Origin of the sequence: Halogeometricum pallidum JCM 14848, from assembly GCF_000337095.1 — an archaeon.
In the GTDB taxonomy this organism is placed as follows: Archaea; Halobacteriota; Halobacteria; order Halobacteriales; family Haloferacaceae; genus Halogeometricum; species Halogeometricum pallidum.
Genome location: NZ_AOIV01000008.1, coordinates 18,250 through 33,261, shown reverse-complemented (window position 1 = coordinate 33,261; position 15,012 = coordinate 18,250). Strand labels below are relative to the sequence as shown.

At 67.7% G+C, this 15,012-nt stretch carries 17 protein-coding genes and 1 tRNA gene; 9 read left to right on the top strand and 9 right to left on the bottom strand.

Features of this window, described 5'->3' with window-relative positions; all coding sequences use genetic code 11:
• Positions 1-192: 192 nt before the first annotated feature.
• Positions 193-1,254 (bottom strand): siroheme decarboxylase subunit beta, encoded by a 1,062-nt coding sequence (gene ahbB, locus C474_RS04455; protein WP_008384397.1) that lies wholly within the window; start codon positions 1,252-1,254, stop codon positions 193-195.
• A 103-nt stretch (positions 1,255-1,357) separates the two neighbouring features.
• On the opposite strand from ahbB, the gene C474_RS04450 reads away from it, so the two are divergent.
• Positions 1,358-2,431: an anthranilate phosphoribosyltransferase gene (locus C474_RS04450; RefSeq protein ID WP_008384395.1), complete on the top strand. Its 1,074-nt coding sequence runs from the start codon at positions 1,358-1,360 to the stop codon at positions 2,429-2,431.
• Positions 2,432-2,542: 111 nt separating this feature from the next.
• Positions 2,543-3,814, top strand: a complete 1,272-nt coding sequence (locus C474_RS04445; RefSeq protein WP_008384393.1) for an amidohydrolase — start codon at positions 2,543-2,545, stop codon at positions 3,812-3,814.
• 180 nt (positions 3,815-3,994) lie between these two features.
• Here C474_RS04445 and C474_RS04440 read toward each other — a convergent pair whose 3' ends face one another.
• The 4 genes from C474_RS04440 to C474_RS04425 all read right to left on the bottom strand — a co-directional run bounded on the left by C474_RS04440 (position 3,995) and on the right by C474_RS04425 (position 7,470).
• The gene (locus C474_RS04440) at positions 3,995-5,002 is read right to left on the bottom strand and encodes an alcohol dehydrogenase (RefSeq protein ID WP_008384390.1); all 1,008 of its coding nucleotides are present in this window, start codon (positions 5,000-5,002) and stop codon (positions 3,995-3,997) included.
• A 75-nt stretch (positions 5,003-5,077) separates the two neighbouring features.
• Positions 5,078-6,085, bottom strand: coding sequence for a succinylglutamate desuccinylase/aspartoacylase family protein (locus C474_RS04435; RefSeq protein ID WP_008384388.1), 1,008 nt, complete (start codon positions 6,083-6,085; stop codon positions 5,078-5,080).
• A gap of 106 nt (positions 6,086-6,191) precedes the next feature.
• Entirely contained in the window at positions 6,192-7,265 is a 1,074-nt protein-coding gene (locus C474_RS04430; protein WP_008384386.1) for a hypothetical protein, read from the bottom strand.
• On the bottom strand, positions 7,258-7,470 hold the full coding sequence (locus tag C474_RS04425; protein WP_008384384.1) for a hypothetical protein: 213 nt from the start codon (positions 7,468-7,470) through the stop codon (positions 7,258-7,260). Before C474_RS04425 ends, C474_RS04430 begins: the two co-directional genes overlap by 8 nt.
• A gap of 88 nt (positions 7,471-7,558) precedes the next feature.
• On the opposite strand from C474_RS04425, the gene C474_RS04420 reads away from it, so the two are divergent.
• Positions 7,559-8,071: a peptidylprolyl isomerase gene (locus tag C474_RS04420; protein WP_008384382.1), complete on the top strand. Its 513-nt coding sequence runs from the start codon at positions 7,559-7,561 to the stop codon at positions 8,069-8,071.
• Between the two features lie 76 nt (positions 8,072-8,147).
• Positions 8,148-8,501 carry a ferredoxin gene (locus C474_RS04415; protein ID WP_008384380.1) on the top strand — a complete coding sequence of 118 codons (354 nt, stop codon included), beginning with the start codon at positions 8,148-8,150 and terminating at the stop codon, positions 8,499-8,501.
• Between the two features lie 5 nt (positions 8,502-8,506).
• Here the strand turns inward: C474_RS04415 and C474_RS04410 are convergent, their stop codons facing one another.
• Positions 8,507-10,168 carry an ABC transporter substrate-binding protein gene (locus tag C474_RS04410; RefSeq protein ID WP_049916716.1) on the bottom strand — a complete coding sequence of 554 codons (1,662 nt, stop codon included), beginning with the start codon at positions 10,166-10,168 and terminating at the stop codon, positions 8,507-8,509.
• Between the two features lie 211 nt (positions 10,169-10,379).
• Between C474_RS04410 and C474_RS04405 the strand changes: the two genes are divergently transcribed.
• From C474_RS04405 to C474_RS04395, 4 genes are all read left to right on the top strand, one after another.
• Positions 10,380-10,464, top strand: a tRNA-Leu gene (locus C474_RS04405).
• A gap of 254 nt (positions 10,465-10,718) precedes the next feature.
• A complete protein-coding gene (locus C474_RS04400) occupies positions 10,719-11,450 on the top strand; it encodes a tetratricopeptide repeat protein (RefSeq protein ID WP_008384376.1) in 732 nt (243 codons plus the stop codon).
• A gap of 58 nt (positions 11,451-11,508) precedes the next feature.
• Positions 11,509-11,685 carry a hypothetical protein gene (locus tag C474_RS21955; RefSeq protein WP_008384374.1) on the top strand — a complete coding sequence of 59 codons (177 nt, stop codon included), beginning with the start codon at positions 11,509-11,511 and terminating at the stop codon, positions 11,683-11,685.
• A 418-nt stretch (positions 11,686-12,103) separates the two neighbouring features.
• On the top strand, positions 12,104-12,604 hold the full coding sequence (locus tag C474_RS04395) for a DUF5813 family protein (protein ID WP_008384371.1): 501 nt from the start codon (positions 12,104-12,106) through the stop codon (positions 12,602-12,604).
• 6 nt (positions 12,605-12,610) lie between these two features.
• Here C474_RS04395 and C474_RS04390 read toward each other — a convergent pair whose 3' ends face one another.
• Both C474_RS04390 and C474_RS04385 read right to left on the bottom strand, forming a co-directional pair.
• Positions 12,611-12,841: an Lrp/AsnC ligand binding domain-containing protein gene (locus tag C474_RS04390; RefSeq protein WP_008384369.1), complete on the bottom strand. Its 231-nt coding sequence runs from the start codon at positions 12,839-12,841 to the stop codon at positions 12,611-12,613.
• 1 nt (position 12,842) lies between these two features.
• Entirely contained in the window at positions 12,843-13,529 is a 687-nt protein-coding gene (locus tag C474_RS04385) for a potassium channel family protein (protein ID WP_008384366.1), read from the bottom strand.
• Between the two features lie 90 nt (positions 13,530-13,619).
• On the opposite strand from C474_RS04385, the gene C474_RS04380 reads away from it, so the two are divergent.
• Complete coding sequence (locus C474_RS04380) at positions 13,620-13,853, top strand: Lrp/AsnC ligand binding domain-containing protein (RefSeq protein ID WP_049916715.1); 234 nt, start codon at positions 13,620-13,622, stop codon at positions 13,851-13,853.
• A 112-nt stretch (positions 13,854-13,965) separates the two neighbouring features.
• On the opposite strand, the gene C474_RS04375 is transcribed toward C474_RS04380, so the two are convergent.
• Positions 13,966-15,012, bottom strand: coding sequence for a thiamine pyrophosphate-dependent enzyme (locus C474_RS04375; protein WP_049916714.1), 1,047 nt, complete (start codon positions 15,010-15,012; stop codon positions 13,966-13,968).

The window sequence follows — 15,012 nt, the reverse complement described above, 5'->3', positions numbered from 1 at the left end:
CGTCTCCGTCCTCCTGGTGGCGGATTCGTCACGGTGAGTACCGGACTCAGTCTGTGCGATATGGGGGGCGTGTCCCCCGTGCCACCCGTCGCAGGATTCATCTACGCTCTCCTCGCCGCTGTCGCTCGATTCGGAAGACACGTCTCGGGATTCGTGTCAGAGTGCAGAAATATCCGGTCGCGGGTGTGAGGCCTACTCGCCGCTGCCGACCAGTTCCTCGTACTGCGCGCCCGTCTGCTTCAGCGTCGCCGTCGAGTACAGGCGCTCGTGGTCGAACGGCAGGTACTCCGAGGCGAGTTCGTCTATCTTCTCGTCCACCGCCTCGGCCTCGCGCCCGTGAATCATCGTGAACAGGCTGTACGGCCAGTTCTGCTCGGGGCGGCGCGGCCGGTGGTAGCAGAGGGTGACGTACGGCAGGCGGCCCACCGCCTCGCCCCGCGCGTCGAGTTCGTCGTCGGGCACGTCCCAGACGACCATGCAGTTGGCGTCGAAGCCGGTGACGACGTGGTTGACGACGCAACCGATGCGCTTGATGCAGCCGTCGTCGAGGAGTCGCCGGACGGCGGCGAGCACATCTTCGACGCTCGCGTCGACGCCGGCGGAGGCGGAGACGCGTTCGGCGACGTCGCGGTACGGCGTCGCCGTCAGGGGGAAACCGTCCTGAATCTCGACCAGCAGGGCGGCTTCGAGGTCCGAGAGGCCGCCCGCCGCCTCCTCGGAGATGCGCGTGGCGTTCACCTCCGTCGCCGCGAGACTCTCGCGGGCGAACCGGTCGTCGTTAACGACGGGAAATTCGAGGTCGATGTAGTAGTCCGTCAGCATCGGGAGGTTCAGCACCTCCAAACCGGTCCGCGCTTCGATGTCGGCCAGAATCTCGTCGCGCTTCTCGCGCGAGGCGGCGGTGACGACGAACCACATGTTCCACTCGTGGTCCCGCCGGTAGTTGTGGTTCACCTGCCGGTGGTCGTTGATTATCGCCGCCACCTCGGCGAACCGGTCCTCGGGCGCCGAGACGGCGGCCAGCGTCGAACTGCCGATGACGGGGGGGTTCAACACCGCGCCGAACCGCCGGAAGATACCCCGTTCGGAGAGGGCGCGGACGCGCGCGAGCGTCTCGTCTTCGGAGATACCGAGTTGCTCGCCGACGGCCCGGAACGGACGCTCGACGACCGGGAAACCGCTCTGGAACCCGTCGACGAGGGCCGCGTCCACGTCGTCGAGGTCCGCGCGCCAGTCGTCGGTCAGTGCGCTCATTGTCGTCTCTGGGGACTCGGTGAACGTACCTATTTCGGGTTCGGGCGGCGAGTCAGCTATCGCTAACGCACCACTTTTGGCCCGCGATATCCAACGTCAGACCATGTCACAGGTACCGGAGCGACGGGAGTTCGGGGAGTGGCCGCTGAAGCGACTCATGACCGAAGTGGTCGGGACGGGGACGAAGTCCGCCGAGGACATGAACCGCGAGCAGGCGACTGAGGCGATGCAGCGCATCCTCGCGGACGAACCCGACCACACGACGCTGGGGGCGTTCTGGCTGGCGAACCGCTGGAAGCACAACGTCGCCGAGGAACTCGCCGCCTACGCGGACGTGATGTGCGAGCACGTCGAGTACGCCGAACCGGACGCCGACCCCGTCGACTGCGGCGCCAACTACGACGGGAAGGGGAAGACGGCCATCCTCGGCGCCGCCGCGGGCATCGTCGCCGCCGCCGCCGGAACGCCCGTCGTCGTCCACTCCGGGGACCGGGTGCCGACGCAGAAGCAGGACGCCTACAAGCACGTCCTCGACGAACTCGGGGTCCGCACGGAACTCTCTCCCGAGGAGAGCGCCGACCAGGTGGACGAGACGGGCTTCGGCTTCTACTACCAACCCGCGTTCAACCCGGCCGTCCACGACCTGTTCGACCGCCGCGACCAGATGGGCGTGCGCACGTTCGTCAACACCGTCGAGACCATCGCCAACCCGGCGAACGCCGACGTCCACCTCGGGAGCTTCTATCACCTCTCGTTCGCGAAGAAGATCGTCGACACGTTCGAACAGTCGGAGCGACTCGGCCCGCGCCGCGTCGTCATGTTCCAGGGCATGGAGGGCTACGACGACATCCGACCGGGCTACACGAAGGTCGGCGAGTCCACCGACGGCGTGTTCACCGACTTCGAGATAGAGACGGCCGAGTACGGGATGGACTTCGAGACGGAGGACCTCGAAGTCGACCCCGACGACGTGGCGGGCGACTCCGCGGCGATAACCGAGGCCGTCGTCGCCGGCGAGAGGGACGACCAGTTCGCCGACGCCGTCGAACTCAACGCGGCGTTCCGCATCTACGCCCGCGAGGACGCCGAGTCGCTGAGCAAGGGACTGGAGATGGCCCGCGAGAGCATCGACTCGGGCGCGGCCGAGGCCGTCCTCGAAGACCTGCGGGCGTTCTGAGGTCCGGACGGGGAGCGTCGCCGTCCGCGGCGCACCGACGCCGGCGGCCGCGACGCCGACGCCCCTGTCCGCTTCCCGCGCGCTTTTTTGTACGGACGGTGAGCGACGGGTATGACGCAGTTCGCCGACCTGACGCTCCGGGAGATCCGCCGCGACCTCCACCGCCACCCCGAGGCGGGGTGGAAGGAGTTCCGAACGACCGCGCTCGTCGCCGAGGAACTGGACGCCCTCGGCTTCGACCTCTCTCTGGGGTCGGACGCCGTGAACGTCGCGGAGCGACTGGGAGTCCCCGCAGACGACGAGGTTGCCGGCGCGCGCGAACGCGCGAGGCGCGAGGGCGCCCCGGAGGAGTACCTGGAGTACATGGACGACGTGACGGGTCTCGTCGCGCAGAAGCGCTACGGCGACGGCCCGACCGTCGGCGTCCGCGTCGACATCGACGCCCTCGAACGCTCGGAGGCGATGGACGACGACCACCGCCCCGCCCGCGAGGGGTTCGCCAGCACCCACCCCGGCGAGATGCACGCCTGCGGCCACGACGGCCACACCGCCATCGGCGTCGGTATCGCCCGCGCGTTCGACGAGGAGGGGTTCGACGGCACGCTGAAACTGTTCTTCCAACCCGCCGAAGAGGGCGGCCGCGGCGGCAAGCCGATGAGCGAGACGGACCACCTGGACGACGTGGACGTCCTGTTCGCCCTCCACCTCGGCCTCGACGAGGAGACGGGCACCGTCGTCGGCGGCTACGACCGCCCGCTGTCGAACGCGAAAATAGACGTGACGTTCGAGGGCGAACCCGCCCACGCCGGCGGCGCGCCGCAGGAGGGACGAAACGCCCTGCAGGCGATGAGCACGGCGATACAGAACCTCTACGCCATTCCGCGGCACGCCGACGGGATGACGCGCATCAACGTGGGCCGGGTCACAGCGGACAACGCGCAGAACGTCATCTGCGAGGAGGCCCGGATGCGCGTGGAGGTGCGCGGCGGCGACGCCGACCTCAACGACTACATGATGGGGAAGGCCGAACGCGTCCTCGACGGCGCCGCCGGTATGCACGACGTCGACTACGAGACGAGTCTGTACGGCATGACGACGACGTTCGAGAACGACCAGTCGGTCGTCGATACGGTGATGGCTGCCGCGGAGACCGTCGACGGCGTCGACCAGGTGTGCGGTCGGAGCCCGTTCGGCGGGAGCGAGGACGCCTCCTTCCTGATTCGGAAGGTGCAGGAGAACGGCGGCGTCGCCACCTACGTCGGCGTCGGCGCGAGCAACCCCGCCGGTCACCACACGGCGTACTTCGACGTCGAGGAGGAGTCGCTGGACATCGCCGTCGACGTGGTGACCGAGTCGATTCGCCGGGTGGCGGCCGAGTCGTAGTCGGTCGCGGTCGGCGATTGCTGGCCGAGCGAGGCTGTTACCACTCACGCGGTATCGGGTTCAGCGGGTAGCGAACGCTAAAGCACGCGAACCGCTGTGTGATACCCATAGCAACTGCGGCCGACCGGATCGGTAGTCGCGCCGACCGCATCCGACCCGGTCGCGGGCGGTCCGCCTCCCCTACTCGGGCACCAGCACCGCCCGGAACCGGACCTCGTTGTCCATCATCGCCGCGTAGGCGTCGTCGGCCTCCTCCAGGGAGAACGTCTCCACCTTCGGCGTCACGTCCCGTAGGGCGCTGAAGTCGAGGGTGTCCTCCGAGGCGTGCGGCGTGCCCGAGGGCCACCCGCCGACGCTCCGTCGCCCGGTGACGAGCGGTTGCACGTCGACCGAGAGCGGTTCGCCCGGCACGGCGATGGTGAGCAGTTTGCCGTCGACGCCGACCCCCGAGACGATGGAGGACATGGCGTCGGCGCTGGGCGCGGTGGCGAGGACGACCTTCGCGCCGCCCATCGACTGCAGTTCCTCGCCTGCGTCGACCTCGCTGGCGTCGATGAAGTGGTCCGCGCCGAGTTCGTACGCGAGGTCCTCCTTCTCCGGCGACGTGGAGACGGCCACCGTCTCGAACCCGGCCTCGTAGGCGTACTGAATGCCGAGGTGGCCGAGGCCGCCGACGCCCTGCACGGCCACGAGGTCACCGGGTCGCGCCTCCGAGTTCCGCAGCGAGTTGAACGTCGTGATGCCGGCGCACAGGAGGGGCGCGGCGTCGACGGCGTCCAGTTCGTCGGGAATTTTCGCCAGCGCCTCGTGCGGGGCGGTCAGGTACTCGGCGTAGCCGCCGTCGTAGTCGAAGCCGGTCACCTGCGCGTTCTCGCAGGCGATGAAGTCGCCGCGACGGCAGGCGTCGCAGGTGAAACAGTGGCCGCCGTGCCACCCGACGCCCACCCTGTCGCCCTCCTCCCACTCGGTCACGTCCTCGCCGACGGCGTCGACGCGGCCGGCCACCTCGTGGCCGGGGACGCGCGGGTAGTCCACGCCGGGCCACTGGCCCTCCTTGACGAACGCGTCGCTGTGGCAGATGCCGCACGCCTCGACGGCGACTCTGACCTCCTCGGCGTCCGGTTCGGGCACGTCTCGCTCGACGACTTCGAACTCCGCTCCGGGTTCCGGAATCTCGACGGCTTTCATCGAATCGTGGTACGGAGGGGACGACCGTAGGCGGTTTGGGCGATTCGCTTACCAGTAAAATAGAGGACAGCTACGCTACGCGTCCTCCAGCGGCATCGCCACCCCGACGAGCGTCTGGCCGGCCGTCACCGTCGCCTCGCGGCAGACCGAGTAGACGACGCCGGAGCGGTCGGCCGTCGCCTCCTGCAGCACCTCGTACGTCGTCGGGTCGTAGACGCGCCCGAGGTGATCGCCCTCCGCGACGTCCGCGCCGAGTTCGGCGTCCGGGGCGGGGTGAAAGAGACCGGAGTCGGTGGCGGTGACCCGCCCGAGGTGGTTCCGGGCCGTCGTCTGCTCGGCGGGCGTCTCGGGGTCGCCCGAGAGCATCCCGAGTTCGCGCAGAACGTTGAAGACGCCGCGGACGCCCGTCTCGATGGCGGGTTCGACCAACTGCTTGTTGTGCGCGAGTTCGGGCGTGATGGAGGGGATTCCCTCGCGCGTGGCGGCGACGCGAAGTTTCCCGCCGAAGTTGCGCTCGGACCACTCCACGTCGGCGTCGTCGCCGGCCGCCTCCGCGAGGAGCAGGTCGGTGCCGAACGCCTCCGCGAGACGACGGCTCTCGTCGTCGCCGTGCAGGTAGACGGTGTGCGTGAGCATCTCGGGACTGCCGGTGTGCAAATCGACGATGTAGTCGGCCTCGCCCGCGTACTTCCACAGCGCCGCGGCCATGCGTTCGTGCAGCGACCCCTCGGCGTCCCCCGGCCAGACGCGGTTCATGTTCGAGTGGACCGAGTCGAGCGACTCGGGGGTCGTATAGGAGACGCGGTCGAACGTCAGCGGGTCCGCCACGGGGACGGCGACGAGCGTCCCCGACAGTTCCCCGTGGTCCAGTCGCTCGTGGACGCGGCGAAGCGTCTCCGTGCCGTTTATCTCGCGGCCGTGCTGTGCGGCCTGGACGTAGACGGTCGGACCGTCGCCGTCGCCGGACCGCGTCTGTCGGCTCGCCGAACTCCGTTCGGCGGCGTCTCCGTACGTGTGGACCGTCGTCTCCACGTCGATACCCGAGGGGAGGCGCGCGAGCGTGACCGTCTCGGCGGTGTGCATACTCGGCGGTTCGTGAGGCGACGGTTTGTAGCTACGGAAACCGGGACGCGTCGACCGGGCGCCGCGGTCGGTCGCCCGCCCCCGCACCGCGCCACGCCGCCACGGGTCAGCGCTGACTGTCCCGGAGGACGAACGGCCCGATGGAGAGCGTCCGCTTGGCGACGGTGGCGATGCGGAGCACGTACGACAGCAGCAGGAGGAACGGCAGGATCGAGACGGAGAACGCGAGCATCGTCACCCAGACGATGTTGTCGACGGCGAAGAACGACCCCGTGAACGTCGTGTAGTCGACGAACGCCAGCATCCCCACCGACACCAACAGCGCCGGAATGGCGGCGTAGGCGACGAGTTGCGAGAGACTGGTCAGCGCCCACTGGAAGTACAGGGTCTTCACGTGCTCGCGGGCGGGACCGAACATGACGAGGGCGTCCCGCAGGTCGTTCAGCGCCGCCCGCGTCTCCGGGCCGACGGCGTCGGCGTGCCGCGCGAGGAGGCGGTCCACCTCGAACACCTTGCGGCCGTAGTTGAAATCCAGTGCCGCCGAGAGGAGGTCGAACGTGCCGAACTGCGCGCCGTGAAGTCTGTCGAGGACCACGTCGGCGTTCTCGGAGGCGCTGTCGCAGAACTCGGTCAGTTCGTCGCTGGCGTCCTCGTCGTCTATCTGCGCCGTCGCCTCCTTCACGTTCGCGGCCTGAACCTGCGCCGCCGCGACGAGCGCCGACAGGAGCGCCGAGGGGTCCGCCGGGGCGGAGTCGAGGCCGGTCAGGTCGCGGATGTACTCGCGGGTGTCCATCGCACCGCTCATCCGCGAGCGCTGGTCGCCGAACGGACCGAGTTCCTGCGAGATGACCACCTGCGTGATGGTGACGACGAGGGTGACGCCGGTGATGGTGGCGCTCGCCATCGTCGCGAAGAGGGAGTCCAACACGTCGCCCGACCGCACCGTCGTCAGGAACGGCGGATCGAGCGAGATGCCGCCGATGACGAGAAGGACGAAGAAGACGGTGGCGAGCACTCCCGTGGCGACGAGGCGATTCGCTTCGAGGAGGAGCCACAGTTTCAGTCGCGACTCGCCGGCCCGTTCCCGCATCGTGTTCGCCGATCCGACCGTCGCGTCGTCGTCCTTGCTCGGATCGTACGTCCGGTCGAGGATTTCCGATTCGTCCGAGCGATCAACCATGCTGCCCCCCACCGCCGTCCGTTTTCGGCCGCTTGAGGACGAGGTACTTCGTTCCCCCGTCGACGTAGTCGACGCCGCACACCAACTCCCAGCCGTCGTCGCCGAGTTCGTTCAACTCCGCGGCGGGGTCGGACGCCTCCGCTCTGGTGGACCCCCGGGGCGGACGGAGCGTGTGGTACTCCCAGCGCGTCGTCTCTTCGGACATACGAAAAACCGGGATGCGACCGGTATGGTGTTACCGGCCGACGGGCCGACTCACCAACGTTTTCACTCCGCACCGCATCCGAGGTGATATGAGCAACCCGACTGCGACGCTCCACACGACCCGAGGCGACATCGTCGTCGAACTGTTCGAAGAGCGCGCCCCCCGGACGGTGGAGAACTTCATCGGTCTGGCGACGGGCGAGAAGGAGTGGAAGGACCCCGAGACCGGCGAGGAGCGGACGGACTCGCTGTACGAGGGCACCGTCTTCCACCGCATCATCGACGACTTCATGATTCAGGGCGGGGACCCCGAGGGGACCGGCCGCGGCGGGCCCGGCTACCAGTTCGACGACGAGTTCCACGACGAACTCCGCCACGACAGCGCGGGCAAACTGTCGATGGCCAACAGCGGTCCGAACACGAACGGGTCGCAGTTCTTCATCACCCTCGACGCCCAACCGCACCTCGACGACCGCCACGCCGTCTTCGGCGAGGTTATCGAGGGGATGGACGTGGTCGAGGAGATCGGCTCGCTCCCGACCGACCGCAACGACAAGCCGATGAAGGACGTGGAGATCGAGTCCGTCGACGTGGACCGGTAGACACCTCATCGCGCCCGCTTCTCGTTTCGACGCGCTAACCGACAGCGCAAAGTCCGTCTCCCCGCTAGGTGGTTCCATGAGCGACTCCGAGGGGTCGGACGGGCCACTCCGTCCGAGCGACGTGGGCGACGAGGCCAACGCGCCGCCGATAGACGAGAAGCCGTACAAGATAATCTTCGAGGCGAACAAATGCTTCGGCGCGGGCCGGTGTGCGGAAGTCGCGGACAACTGGGAGATGGACATGGCGTCGGGGCTCGCGCGGCCCAAGTCGTACTTCGTCGGCGAGGACGAGTTAGAGGAGAACGTCAGGGCCGCGGAGGTGTGCCCGGCGAAGAAGGAACGAGGGGTCATCCACGTCATCGACCGGCGAAAAGACGAGGAGATAGCCCCCGACCCGAACGGGGACGGGTCGCTGAGCGTCGACTGGTAGCCGGACTACTCGTCCAGCGTGACCGTCCCGAGGGGGCCGGCCATGCGCGGGTTGATGCCGGAGATGGTGTGCGGGCGGAAGCCCTTCACCTCGTTCCGGACGCCGAAACTGTTCTTGAGGTTGTACGCCGGGAGGTGCGGGCGGTCCTCCAGAATCGTCGTGATGGCGTCGGTGTACAACCGCTTGCGCTCCTCGCGGTCGGGTGATTCGCGCGCCTGGTCGAGTTGGGTCATCACCTCGTCGTTCTCGTAGTAACAGCCGTTGGTCGACCCCGCCTCCGACTCGTGGAACATGTAGTAGAGGTAGCCGTCCGGGTCGACTTCGTCCACCCAGCCGAGGGTGTACATGTTGTAGTCGTCCTCGTTACCCGTCGCGTACTTATCGAGGAACGCCCCCCAGTCGAGACGCTGGACGGAGGCGTTCGAGAAGCCCATGCTGTTGAGGGCGTTCGAGACGGTGATACCGATCTGTTCGCGCTTGTCGTCCGGCGGGACGATGATGGTCCAGTCGTAGTCCTTGTCGACGCCGGCCTCCTCCATTAGCTGTTCTGCCTTGGTCTGGTCCTGATCGTGGGGTATCTGCGCCCACTCCTCGTCCGGGAAGCCCCACGAGTCGATGAGGCTCTGCGGCAGGGGACTGGTCATGCGAACCCCCGCGGGTTCGACGTAGTTGGAGACGGCCTGGTCCATCGAGATGGCGTAGTCGATGGCCTCGCGCACCTTCTTGTCGGCCGTCGGCCCCTCGTTGCAGTTAAAGGAGAGATAGTAGTAGCCGAGGCCGCCCCGTTCGGCGATGTTCGCCTCCGAAATCCCCTCGACCGTCGAGTAGAGCTTCGGCGGCACCGTCTGGATGATCTGATTCTCGCCGTTGCGGAGCGTCGTGATCCGCGTCGTCGGCTCCGTGATGGGCGTGAACTCCAGTGACTCTATCTCCGGCAGGGGCTCGCCCCAGTAGTCGTCGTATCGCTGCATGCGGACGTAACTGCCCTCCTGCCACTCGACGAACTCGTAGGGGCCGCTGCCGACGGGGTCCGAAGTGTTGAACGCTTTCTTGTCCCCCTCGCGGACGGACTTCGGCACCGGGTACCACGCGAGCTTGTGCCGGAACGGCCCGAACGGATATTTCAGGTCGAACTGCACCGTCGTCTCGTCGACGGTGGTGACGGAGTCTATCATCGTGAACTCCGACCCGTTCTCCGTCTCCTCGCGCGCCGGCGCGAGGAACGAGTACTTCACGTCCTCGGCGGTGATGGGGTCGCCGTTGTGGAACGTGACGCCGTCCTTCAGCGAGACGACGTACCGCGTTCCCCCTTTGCTCACCTCGGGTTCGCCGTCGGCGAGTTGGGGGGTCAGCGTCGTCCCCTCCTCGTAGGTGTACAGCCCGTCGAACAGTTGCTCGACGACCTGTAGCGACGGGATGTCGTTGGCCTTCATCGGGTCGAAATCCAGCGGCGACTTCGTCTGCGCGAAGTTGAGCGTCTGTCCGCCCGCCTCGCCCGTGGTCGCCTCCGTCCCCGTGCTCTCGGACCCTTCCGTCGACGTCTCGGTGCCCGCCGCGGTCCCCTCGCCGCCGTCGCCGCCCGCACAGCCGGCGAGACCGGTGATTCCCGCCGCCCCGATGCCTTGCAGCACTCTCCGCCTCGAGCGATTGTCGCTCTCCTCGGTCATTCTCTCGGGAATTAGCGGATAGCGGCTAAAAAGCTTGGCGCAGGACGCGTTGCTTTCCGCCGTCTCGGACGGTGCTGCGACGAAAAGCGGACGAACGTCACGGAGCGGTGGGCCGGAGGCGAACGACCGTCGTCGTCGAACCGCCCGACGCCGACCCTCCGGCGCCGACGAAGCGAAACCATATTGGTGACGGCAGAAAAGCCACAGACGAGCGGGGGTGGCTGAGCCAGGCCAAAGGCGGCGGACTTAAGATCCGCTCTCGTAGGAGTTCATGGGTTCGAATCCCATCCCCCGCATAGTCGTCTGCGAGCGAAGCGAGCAGCGACGGCCGCACGGATGGATTCGACCGTCGAAACGAGCGAAGCGAGTTTCGGAAGTTCGAATCCCATCCCCCGCACTCGAATCCGCGAGCGATAGCGAGTGGTTCGATTCTACGGTGGGATTCGAATCAGGGAGCGACGCGAACGAGGTGAGCGGAAAGCGGCACTCACGTCCGTCCCGCCGGACGCTCGCCGACGCGGTTATCTCCTCTTCACACCAATATAGACGAATGACCGCCAGAAACGACCGCCCGCACCGGTACTCCGACGGACAGGGGTTCGGCGACCCGTACGAGGGGTTCGACCTTGGCGCCGACGGCCCGGTGGCCGACGTGGACCCGGTGGACGACCACGTCCTCGCGGACGCGGTCGACGAGTCGCAGGTGCGCCCCGACAGCGTGGATATCACGGCGCTGATAGACGTTGGACTGGAGTATCTCGCCATCGAGCAGTACGAGCAGGCCATCGACTCGTTCGCGCGCGCGGCCTTCTACGCGCCCGAGAAGTCGGCCGCGGCGGCGGAGGCGTGGGTGAACAAAGGTATCGCGCACGGCGAGTTGACCGAGTGGGACGACGCGGCGAGTTCGCACCGCGAGGCGCTGCGAATCGACGCCGACGACGCCCTCTCGGCCGCGGCGGAGACGAACCTCGCGGCGGCGCTGTGGGAGTCCGGCGAGAGCACGGCGCCGTTGGAACACGCCGAGGCGGCCGTCGAACGCGACCCGCGGTTGGCCGAGGCGTGGTACAACCGCGGCTACCTCCTGAACGAACGCGGCCAACACGAGGAGGCGCTCCGATGCCTCGACGCGGCCGCCTCGCTCGGTCTGCGAACGGCGTGGCTCGACGACGAGCGACGCCGGGCGCTGGAGGCGCTAGGCGAGTACGACCGCGCCGCCGAAATCGAAGAGAGGGCGCGGAGCGGTCTGGAAACGCGCTCGCTGAACCGCCTCCGCGAGGAGTGACTCGCGCCGCAACTTATTCCCGGCTGGCCTAATTACATCTCATTACATCATGTCGGTAATGCCCGCCAACGAGCCGACGCGCTTCGACTATCTCCTGGCGGTGATGGGAGTCAGTCTCGCCTGCGCCGCGGTGTTGGGCGTCCTCTCTTCGGTTCCCGTCCACCTCGCGGCGAGCGCCGGGTCCATCCTCGCCGCGGGCGTCCTCGTCGGCGGCACCCTCGGCGAGTACCTGTAGCGCGAAAGCGAACTGTCGCGTTTCGTTCCGCGCTTCGACCGTTCTCCGGGACACGACTCTGCGAGCGTCGCCACTGCGCGTTTTATCGAGTTATCGCACGCGACGGACGGCACGCTCAGAACGTGAGTATCGTGGGAAAAGGTAGCGTCCGTTCGGGAACAGCCCGAACGGACGCTGCCGCCCTGAATTGGTCCCCGCTGACGCTTCGGCCCTCCAAAGCGAAGCGTCACTTGCAACCAGGCCTGGCAACCACTTAAGCGTGCCGCACGCTCGCAAATCCTCCGGCTACGTGCCCGCTATCGAGAACGGGAGAGGTGCCGTCCGGGGAAGCGCCGGCGAGGGCCACAGACGAGTCGGTAGCCGCCGACCGAACGGCCGACGCGAGGGGCTTTTGTCCCGTGAACGCCTCTCCCGTCCTATGAGCGAACTACCCGACAGGGCGCGGCGCGCCCTCCGCGACCACGACTCCTTCGAGAAGCGAGACGGATCGACCTACGAGTGGACCGCGACGGCGTTCGACGGCCGGGTCGACGTCGGCGAAGACGGCGGCGAAATCACGTTCGACGTGACCGTCCGCGTGCCGATGCTCGCCGACGTCACCGCCGACGCGGTGGCCCCCGTCGTCGAAGACGGCTGGTACGAGACGTTCGAGTTGCGCGTCGAGGACGTGGGCGGCGTGACGAAGAAGGAGCGCGAATTCGACGTGGACGTGACCCGCGAGGGGACGTCGGCCGTCGTCAGGACGTCGCTCTCGGATATCAACGAGCGGCGAGGCGTCGAGGACGCGGGCGCCGTCATCGACTACGTGGAAGGAACGTACGTGCAGGGCATCATCCCCGGGTACGAGTACACCGACCCCGTCGCGGGCCTCATCAACCGAGCCACCGACGCAGCGAACAGCGAGGGGACGCCGCTCTGACCGCGCTCAGTCCATCGCGATGTACGTCTGGGTGTCCTCGATGCCGGACATCTCGTGGATGGACGCCGCTATCTCTTTGACCTGCGCGGTGTCGTCAACGCTCGTTTTGACGATGAAGTCGACGTCGCCGGCGACGATGCTGACGCTCTCGACGCCGTCGTGGAGGTTCAGCATCGAGTGTTTCAACCCGTCCACGTCGCCCGTCGACGCCTTCACCATCACGTAGGCGGTGACCATCTCAGGCACCCCCCGCGGCGGCGGCGACGCTGTTCTCGCCGACGATCAACTGTCGGACCTCCCCGAGCACCTCGAAGTCGGCGAGGACGGCCAGTCTGTCGCCCGTCTCAAGGGAGTCGTCGGTCACCGGGATGCCCATCGGCCGGTCCGCCTTCCCGAACGCGAGGACGCGCGCCTGCCCCGGGAGCGCCACCTCCTCGATTGAGTATCCGTGCATCGGGGAGTCGTCGGTGACGGTCATGAGGACGACCTGCAGGTTCTGCGCGATGTCCGCGATGGCGCGAACCGACCCGCCGAGCAGGGCGTTCTTCGCGCCGATGGCGCCCAGTCGCTCGGGGTAGACCACCTCGTCGACCTGGTCGGCGTACTGCTGGTACACCTCCTCGCGGTAGTCCTCGTCGACGCGGAGCACCGTCCGAAGCCCGTGGTGCTTGGCGATGGAGCAGGCCGCGAAGTTCACGTTCAGGTCGCTCGTGAGTGCGCCGAGCGCGTCGGCGTCGACGACGCCCGCCCGTTCGAGCACCTCCTCCCGAGATCCGTCTCCCTCGACGACCTGGAAGTCCGCCTCGCGGGCGCGTTCGGCCCGGTCGTCGTCGATTTCTACGAGCGTTACTTCGTGCCCTTCGTCTCTGAGAACACGGGCCGTTCGAAGCCCCACACGTCCTGATCCAATGATAACGAACCGCATGGGATGTGGTACGCCGTCTGAGATGAATAACCTTGCCCCGCCGAACCGGCCGGCGCAAACGCTATGTCGCGCGCCGTGCACCTGTATGCCATGGTACACGCATACATTATGGTGAAGACGGGAGCGGGCGTCTCCGAGTCGCTGCTCGCCCCGATTCGGGAGTTGGAGACGGTGTCGGAGGCGCACGTCGTCGCGGGCGCGTACGACATCATCGCGGAGGTGGTGGCCGAGGAGGTGTACGAGGTGCTGCGGACGGCCTCCAGCGGGATTCAGGGCCTCGACGGCGTCACCGACACGAAGACGTACATCTCGATGGAAGACTGAGCCCGAAGCGCGATTCCCGCCCTCACTGCCGCGGTGGTATGTTCGGCGGCCTCCAGACAATCTACTGACGACGGCCCGCGACGGGGGACGCGTCTTCGCCGCCGGAGACGCCTCAGCGCTCCAGTTCGTTCGGATCGTTTCGGGTCAGGAAGTCGCGCATCCCCTCCCGCTGGGCCGCCAGGTCCGGCGGGAGCGACTCGTAGGCGTGCTCGAACACGTCGTCGGGGTCGGGGGTCGGCAGGTCCTCCACCGTCTCGACGGCCTCGCGCAGTTCCTCGTCGGCCGCCTCGTACGTCGACTCCACGAACTCCTCGTCTATCGTCCCCTCCTCGCGCAGGAACTCCTCGGTCCGTTCGAGGGGGTCGCGGACGCGCCACTCCGGCAGGTCCGGGTCGTCGTCGCGGTAGGCGCTCGGATCGTCGGCCGTCGTGTGCGGCCCCCGTCGGTAGGTGAGGCTCTCGACGAGGACGGGACTGCCCTCGCGCGCGTCCGTCAGCGCCTCCGTGACCGTCTCGCGGACGGCGAACGGGTCGTTGCCGTCGACCTGTACGCCCTCGAAGCCGTACGCCTCGGCCTTCACGGCGATGGAGTCGCTCGCGGTCTGTCGCTCCCGCCGCATCGAGATGGCCCAGTCGTTGTTCTCACAGAAGAAGACCACCGGCGCGTCGAACACGCCCGCGAAGTTCAGCCCCTCGTGGAAGTCCCCCTCGGACGTGGCGCCGTCACCGAAGCAGACGAGAATCACGTGCGCGTCCTCGAGGTACGTCGCCGCCATCCCCGCGCCCGTCGCCAGCGGAATCTGCGTGGCGATGGGGACGGCCTGCGGGAAGACGGGTACGTCGTGTCCGGAGGTGAACTCGGGGTGACCGCGGCGGAAGGCGAACACGTCGCTCATCGGCACGCCGCGGGCTATCTGGAGGGCGTTCGAGCGGTACGTGGGGAAGAGCACGTCGTCCTCGCGCATCGCGTGGGCGGCGCCCACCTGCGAGGCCTCCTGTCCGCGGAACGGCGGGTAGCCGCTCATCCACCCGCGCCGCTGGAGCGCGAGTGCGCGTTCGTCGAAGCGCCGCGTCCGGACCATATCGCGGAACGCGGCGCGTGCGTCCGCCTCGTCGAGCCACGAGTCGGCGAGGGAGCGTTCGCCGATGAGTCGGTGCAT